Source organism: Burkholderia sp. Ac-20353, from assembly GCF_017104785.1.
GTDB lineage: Bacteria > Pseudomonadota > Gammaproteobacteria > Burkholderiales > Burkholderiaceae > Burkholderia.
The window spans coordinates 1-548 of sequence record NZ_JAAGPL010000562.1 but is presented as its reverse complement, the minus strand read 5'-3'; the positions used below and the strand labels follow the sequence as shown (position 1 = coordinate 548).

The window sequence follows — 548 nt, the reverse complement described above, 5'->3', positions numbered from 1 at the left end:
CAAGGGCGAGATCGTCACGCTGATCGGCAGCAACGGCGCCGGCAAGACGACGCTGATGATGACCGTGTGCGGCACGCCGCGCGCGTCGTCGGGCCGCGTGCTGTTCGAGGGCCGTGACATCACCGGGCTGTCGACGCACCAGATCATGCGGCAGGGGATGGCGATTTCGCCGGAAGGGCGGCGCGTGTTCCCGAGCCTGACGGTGCTCGAGAACCTGAAGATGGGCGGGTTCTTCGCAAGCCGCGACGAGATCGAGGCCGGCGTCGAGCACGTGTATCGCCTCTTTCCGCGTCTGAAGGAGCGTTCGGCGCAGCGCGCGGGCACGATGTCGGGCGGCGAGCAGCAGATGCTCGCGATCGGCCGCGCGCTGATGAGCAAGCCGCGTCTGCTGCTGCTCGACGAGCCGACGCTCGGCCTCGCGCCGCTCGTGATCGCGCAGATCTTCGACATCATCCGGATGATCCGCGATGAGGGCGTGACGGTGTTCCTCGTCGAACAGAACGCGAACAAGGCGCTGGGCGTGGCCGATCGCGGCTACGTGCTCGAAA

General features: G+C 67.5%; 1 protein-coding gene. It reads left to right on the top strand.

The window, feature by feature from the left end; translation table 11 throughout:
• The coding region (locus tag G3N94_RS41960) for an ABC transporter ATP-binding protein (protein WP_205799989.1) at positions 1-548 on the top strand (548 nt) is incomplete at both ends.